Annotated in this window: 7 protein-coding genes; all 7 read right to left on the reverse strand. The window is 41.1% G+C overall.

Translation table 11 applies throughout. The annotated features are described in order from the left end of the window. The coding region (locus Q0101_RS10120) for a hypothetical protein (protein ID WP_297945147.1) at positions 1–574 on the reverse strand (574 nt) is incomplete at its 3' end. 170 nt (positions 575–744) lie between these two features. Continuing rightward, positions 745–1,782: a nucleoid-associated protein gene (locus Q0101_RS10125; protein ID WP_297945150.1), complete on the reverse strand. Its 1,038-nt coding sequence runs from the start codon at positions 1,780–1,782 to the stop codon at positions 745–747. 3 nt (positions 1,783–1,785) lie between these two features. Further along, entirely contained in the window at positions 1,786–2,907 is a 1,122-nt protein-coding gene (locus Q0101_RS10130) for a hypothetical protein (RefSeq protein WP_297945153.1), read from the reverse strand. A gap of 2 nt (positions 2,908–2,909) precedes the next feature. Then, positions 2,910–3,836: a hypothetical protein gene (locus Q0101_RS10135; RefSeq protein ID WP_297945156.1), complete on the reverse strand. Its 927-nt coding sequence runs from the start codon at positions 3,834–3,836 to the stop codon at positions 2,910–2,912. A gap of 59 nt (positions 3,837–3,895) precedes the next feature. Continuing rightward, complete coding sequence (locus tag Q0101_RS10140) at positions 3,896–4,642, reverse strand: ABC transporter ATP-binding protein (RefSeq protein WP_297945159.1); 747 nt, start codon at positions 4,640–4,642, stop codon at positions 3,896–3,898. Then, positions 4,642–5,643 carry an iron ABC transporter permease gene (locus tag Q0101_RS10145; RefSeq protein ID WP_297945162.1) on the reverse strand — a complete coding sequence of 334 codons (1,002 nt, stop codon included), beginning with the start codon at positions 5,641–5,643 and terminating at the stop codon, positions 4,642–4,644. Before Q0101_RS10145 ends, Q0101_RS10140 begins: the two co-directional genes overlap by 1 nt. Before the next feature lie 10 nt (positions 5,644–5,653). Then, entirely contained in the window at positions 5,654–6,706 is a 1,053-nt protein-coding gene (locus tag Q0101_RS10150) for an ABC transporter substrate-binding protein (RefSeq protein ID WP_297945165.1), read from the reverse strand. Between the last annotated feature and the right edge of the window lie 67 nt (positions 6,707–6,773).

The raw sequence follows: 6,773 nt of genomic DNA on the forward strand, positions 1-6,773 counted from the left end.
AAAGCTTATAAAATCGCCCTTTGTAGGTGCAATCGCTTAGGCAGACGTTGAAAAACGCCTCTGCCGCGTCCCTGCCACCGAAATAATATACAAAGTAGATCGGGCGCAGATCGAGGGCGCTTAGATTTTTGTTAAATTTAGCCCCGTGTCGCATCATAAATTCCACCGCCTTTTGTTTATCTTCAAAAAGCTCAAAAATAGGCAGCGCGCAGTCCTTGATAGCCGCGCTAATCTCACACACGCTGGGCTCAAAGCTAGCGCCCGCGAGCTGCCAGTCGCGAAACTGCCTGCGCGGCGTGAGATAGCTTAGATACGATACGAAAACAAGGTCGCTCGAGTAGGGCAGCTCCTCTTGCATCAGCTTTTTTAAGCGCTTGCAGTAGATCGCGACCTGCGGCAGGATGCTTACGCTGCCGGCGTAGTTGCGCATGCTGGAGCTGAAATAAATTTCAAATGAAATATCTTTGTCGCACCCGATCTTCGTTAATCTTTGCCCCTTTTGCGTGGGCTTGAAGTCCGTAAAATTTGCCGCGATCTCGGCGCAGCCGTTTAAAAATATCTCACGAGGACTCATTTTGCTTCTTTATCTATACCAAATTTTTTGAACACAGTTTACGCTCCGGGGCGACTTATTTCCTAGATGAAGTTAATCGCCTGTTGCTTTCTTATGAATAAATGACAAACGAGTCAAATTCTATTGAGGCCGCACAGCGTAGGTTTGCCTGTGCAACTCTCACTGCCATACTAGCACTCTTCGTCATAATAAATTTTATAAAATTTACCTTTTTTATCTGCGCCTTGCTCGATATTTTGGCGGTTGCCATCGATGACTATTTGTATTTTTTTATCTAAATGAATCACGCGCTTATATAAACGTTGTTGTTTTTTACGAGCGGCTTCGGAAATCGTAAATTTATCGTCGATGAGAGTGTCGCTTTGTTCTTCGTATTCTTTTTTGTAATGATGAAATTTTTTGATCAAATTCGGCTCAGCCATAACCTCATTATCAAAATCATCAATATTAAACAAATCATTGACTTTAAAGAATTGTATCGATTTATTTAATAGTTCAATTTGATCCGCCTTTGAAATTTCAATGTCTTTGGGTAATTTTTCAGTTATAAATTTCTTTGTGAAAGACATAAAATTTTGAGTATTGGCATACCCGTCTTTTCGTTTACGCACATGTAAAAAATCATTTATCCAATACTGAGCTTCGGTGCCTTTGCCCGCATTATCCACGACAGCTACCACATAGCCGCTTTCTTGCTCTTTATTAAATATTAAGCAGCCTTTATCAAGCTTTTTTATATTTATGCCCTTTTGGCTTTCTAAGTTAAAATTTCCATTTTGCCGTATTACCTTTAAAAAAGTATCTTTATTTTCGGACTTAAATAAACCGATCGCATCAAGCGTTTCCCCGCCTAAAATACAATCTTTAAAATAAACGGTATAAAACTCGCCACCCTTGATTTTAGGGTGAGTGCTTTGTTCGTAGAGGTGCTTGGCTAAATTTATGGACTGTTCGTAAAGCAAGTCTTTATTTTTAAAAATTTTTGATACATATAAATACACTTCGTTTAGGCTCAAATCGCTTTCATGGTGAAAGCAGTAATAATCTTCGGAGATAAAGGGGGTGAGGAAATATAAAAATAAATTTTGCTCCATTTGAGAATCTATGCAAATAGTATTTTTTGATAATTCTATACCGTCATCAGCAATTTTATTTCCAACTAAATGCAAAGAGAGTTCAGAAATATAAGCATCTAAATATGTTACCATATTTTATTTTCCCTTCATATCTTCTAGAAATTTATCATATACGAGTATTTTTTGTCTATCTATTTCGGATAATAATTGGGATTTTAATTTTTTCTTTGTTTTTGCGTCAACTCTTTTTTCTGTATTAAATTGTGATATATTTATTTCAAATTCTGCATTATTCTTATCTGAAAAATAATCAGGAAAACCCAAGACTAAAGCCATATTTCCCTTTTCACTTTTATACTCATACGAAAAGACTGCTTCAATACTCCATAAAAAAATTGACTTATGATATTTTGGATCTTTCATAAAAAATTTTTGATCCAAATTGTCGCCCGAGAGTAATATTTTTTTCATGTTATCCATCCATTTGATCTCATCGGGAAGAAGCATATCTTCTGCCGGTTTAATTGATATATCTCTTATGTTTTTGCAAGTAAAAAAATCAGTATCTAATTGAGTTGTTAATCTATAAAAAAAGATAAATCTACTTTCATTGGTAAAATCTGAAAAAATAATTTTCTTCAATGTTTCATCTTCAGAAATAAGACCCTTTTCCTTATATTTTTTAATTTGAGTTTTTACGATTTGTTCCGCCAAATACTTAGTTTCAGGCGCCGTATAGGTTATTCTTATATTTCCTTTGCCTTGTTTGTTTATAAGTTCTATTTTTCCAGAAAATATGTTTGTTTGCTCAAACCATGCTTTATTTCGATCGCGCCTTATAAGCATAAAATCAGCAATTAAATGGTTTTCGTCATCATTTAATTTTGTGAAGTAGATAGGACGTTTGAGTTCACATGTTGGCAAAAATTTTTTCACAAAGTTATCTTCCTTGACAGAGAGAATGTCCTTAATAAAAATTGATTTGCCAGATATCCAAGGTATTTCTCTTGAAATAGTTTTTTCATTGTCTTCTCTTTCGGAAAAAGAATGCCGTAGTTCTTCAAACTCTTTTGGCGATAACAGTAAGGTCTGCAAAATAGGTACTGTATAGGCTTTTTCTTGATTTAAAGCAAAAATTCCCCTTTCTCTTAATATTCTATCTATATCCGCCTTTGATATTAGATTTTGACTTGAATAGCCTCGCAACATTTCTCCGTAAGGGATAAATTTATTTATATCTTTGTGTTCTACATTCATAATCAAAAGCCCTCCAGATTATTTTTATAATTTGTTATAATTACTGATTTCGTAAAATTATTATCCTGAAATCTTTGTTTGAGTTGAGAGCAAGCATTTTTATGATTTAATTCATTATAGTCAGGAAAAGCAAGAATAACTTCTCCAACCAAATTTTTAGAGATATCTTTTGCTAGCCCCATTAAACGCATGCACTCATCAGCTTCAAAGTTGTCTATGGTGGCAAGAAGTAAGCTACTTTCTTTGTGATTATCTTTATTTTCTAATTTTATTGGAATAATACTTGAGTTAAGATATTCCACAGGAAGAATTGTTCCTGTATCTTTTCTTTCTTGAGGATTTAGATTACGTCCGGTTGAAGGATACCAAAATGAGTGTTTATACTTTGAATTGCTTTTTATAAAATTCATCACTGTTAATATAAAAGAGGCTCGCTTATTGTCTATAATATAAATGGTGTTATCTCTAATAATGTTCAATCTAGCTGAGGAAACTTCCTTAATCAAATCATCAATGCTCGTTGTGTCATTATTTAACCAAAATAATACGCCGACGTCATTTGCAAAAGAAAAGTCAAACCCCCGTATAATTTCTTCCTTTTGAGCAGAATTATCAAAACATTCCATAGTGCATATTAAATCTCGCATAAAGTCTTTAAATTTACTCGTTGGACTATTTGAATATTTTTTAGCTTGAAATTTAGACGATATAATAATATTGTTTAAGTGCCCATCAACAAGAGGATTCATATATGAGTACAAAAAATCTATCCCATGTGTTTTTAATGGGTTGCCTTTTTTATTAGTATGTTCTTCGTTTGAACACTTCAGCTCAATACCTTTTAGTAAATGATTCCACCCTACAGCAGATAAAAATTTTTCTACCAGATTCTCTCCATATTCTCCGATTGTCTTTGACAATTCTCCCATGCCATTCCTCCTGCATGATTAATAATTTATATATAATTATAATACTAAATAACTTAATACTACAACATCCCCTCATATCTTTCGTAGTTTATGCCGTAAATTTTATCGATATTTTCAGAGTTTATGAGCTTTTCGCTCTCGCCAAAGGCTAAAATTTCGCCGTCTTTTATAAATAGCGTCAAATTTGAAACGAATTTCGCATGCCGCGGGTAGTGCGTCGTCTGCACGAAGGTGTAGCCCTCATCTCCCAGCGCTTTTATCATCTCGAGTAGCTTGATTTGATTGCCAAAGTCCAGCCCGTTGGTAGGCTCGTCTATAAAGATCACTTTCGCGCCTTGAACCAGCGTGCGCGCGATGTACGCCAGCTGCCGCTCTCCGCCGCTGACCTTTGTGTAGGGCGCGTTTTTTAGATGCGCGATGCCCATCTTTTCCAGCGCCTGCTCGGTTAGCTTTTTATCCGCTGCGCTAAAGCTACAAAACAGCGGCGTCCTGCACAGCGCGCCCATCAGCGCGACGCCAAAGACGCTGTAGTCATAGGACGGCGCGTGCGTCTGCGGCACGTAGGCGATGAGGGAGGCGAGCTCGCGCTTACCGTAGTCGCGCACGCTTTTGCCGCCGATTAGCACCTCGCCCTCAAATTTTAAAAATCCGAGCATTATGCGAAGCAGGGTGCTTTTGCCGCTACCGTTGGCGCCTAGGATGCTTAGCGTATCGCCCGTCGCGACGTCAAAGCTGATGCCCTTTAGCACGGGCTTGCCCTGGTAAGCAAAGCGCAAATTTCGCACTTCTATCAAATTTTCTTGCATCAAAAGCTCCTCTTGGCGCGGCGCAGCACGATGATAAACATCGGGATGCCAAATAGCGAGGTGACGATGCCGATGGGGATCTCAAAGGTAAAAATGAGCCGCGAGAAGCTGTCGCAAAAGAGCAAAAATATCGCGCCGATCATCGCCGAGCTGGCGAGCACCGCGCGGTTGTCGGCACCGAATATAAAGCGCGCAATGTGCGGCACGATAAGCCCGATCCAGCCGATGATGCCCGCGATCGTCACGCTAAGCGCGCTAACGAAGGTCGCGACAAGGATGATGAAAATTTTAACTCGCGTAACGTTTACGCCCAGACTCTTTGCCTCCTCCTCGCCAAGGCTTAGCGCGTTTAGGTATTTACCGCTAAGCGCCAGTAGCAAAACGCCCACGCACATCGGCAGGATTGAAATCTCTATGAAGCTTTTGGACGCAAAGCCGAGGCTTCCCATCAAAAAATAGGTGATCGCAGGAAGCGCGTCGTTCGGGTCTGCGGCGTATTTTAGCACCGAGAGCAGCGAGGTAAAGAGCGAGCCACTGATGACGCCGCCAAGAACTAGCACGATGATGCTACCGCTGCGCGAATACAGCGCCGAGACGCCAAGCGCCACCGCCACGGCAAGAAAACCGAAGCCGAATGTGCTAAGCTGGATTAGGTATTCATTGAGCCTAAAAAACATCCCGACCGCTGCGCCAAATCCCGCGCCGCTTAGTACGCCCAGTATCGAGGGGCTTACGAGCGGGTTTACAAACATCGCCTGATACGCCGCGCCGCTGATCGCTAGGCTCGCGCCGATGAGCACGCAGGCAAGTATGCGCGGCAGGCGGATCTCGAGCAAGAGCGTGTGCATCACTTCATACTCTTTTAAATTTTCACCTTTTAAAAGAGCAGCGACGTAGCGCGCGTAATCGCTCGCACTAAAGCCGTATTTGCCCAGCAGCAGCGAGCCCGCGACGCAAAGCGCCAGCAGGAGGGCCAAAAACGCAAACGCCTTTTTGCTCATCTTTCTTTACTCACTCTGTGCGTCCCAAAATTTTATAAATTTGCTCGTCTGTGAGCTCAAGATCTAAAAATAGCTTATAAAACTCGCGCGTTTCGGCAACCATGTCAAATTTAAACGCTTCGGGGCAGGTTAAATTTATCAGCCATTTTAGCCCCAAAAACCTCATAAACGAAGGCGGGCGGTCAAACCACGAAAAGGGCTCGCGCGGGATGTAGTAGGCCTTTTTGTTTTTAACCGCGCTTAGCAGCTGCCACTTCGGATCGCCGTAAATTTTATCAAACAGCTCTTTTTCGTAGATGAGGATGACATCGGGGTCGTATTTAACGAGCTGTTCGAAGCTGATTTTTACGCGCCCGAAAGCCTTGGCGTTTGGATCCTCGCTACACTTATGCACGTTTTGTGCACCTGCTCGCTCGATGAGCGTCGCGTGCCACGAGCCCTCGCACTCGGTGGCTAGCCCGTCGCCGCCCTGCGCGTAGTAAATTTTTACCTTTTGCAGATTGTTTTTCTTAATGTATTCCTCAATCTGCGCAGTCAAATTTAGCGACTCTTTCGCGTAGTTTATGAGACCTGCTGCGCGCTCCTTTTTGCCCGTGATTTCGCCTAAAATTTCAAACCCGTCCAGATAATCCTCGAGCCTCACTGCGCTTAGATAGAGCATCGGCTTTTTGATTGAGCCGAAAACCTCGCTCATCTTTTTGGCGTTGCGCGAGCTTGCGTTTACGAGGATGAGATCTGGGTTTAGGCGCAGCAGCATCTCGGCGTTTGGAATCTTACCCTGACCGAAAAAGCCGCCCACGACGGGCTGCTCTTGCACCTCTTTTTTAACGTAGGGGCGCTCGAAGGCGTTCCATTCGAAATTTACGCCGCTGATTTTAGCGAGATCAAGTGCGTAAAGCATATATAAAAGCGGCGGCGAGCTGGCGTAAATTTTAGATGGTTCTGCTTGCAGCTGCTCGATATTCTCGCTGTTTTGCGCGATATAGTCTTTGATCTGTTCGGGCGTCATCGCGAAGCAAAAGCCCGAAAACACAAAGAAAAACAACAGAAATTTGTTAAACATTTTTTGCCTTTAAATGATTTTGTAAAGTATAGCTAAAGAAATTTTAAAATAGATTTTATTATATAAA

This window comes from uncultured Campylobacter sp., assembly GCF_937921625.1.
In the GTDB taxonomy this organism is placed as follows: Bacteria; Campylobacterota; Campylobacteria; order Campylobacterales; family Campylobacteraceae; genus Campylobacter_B.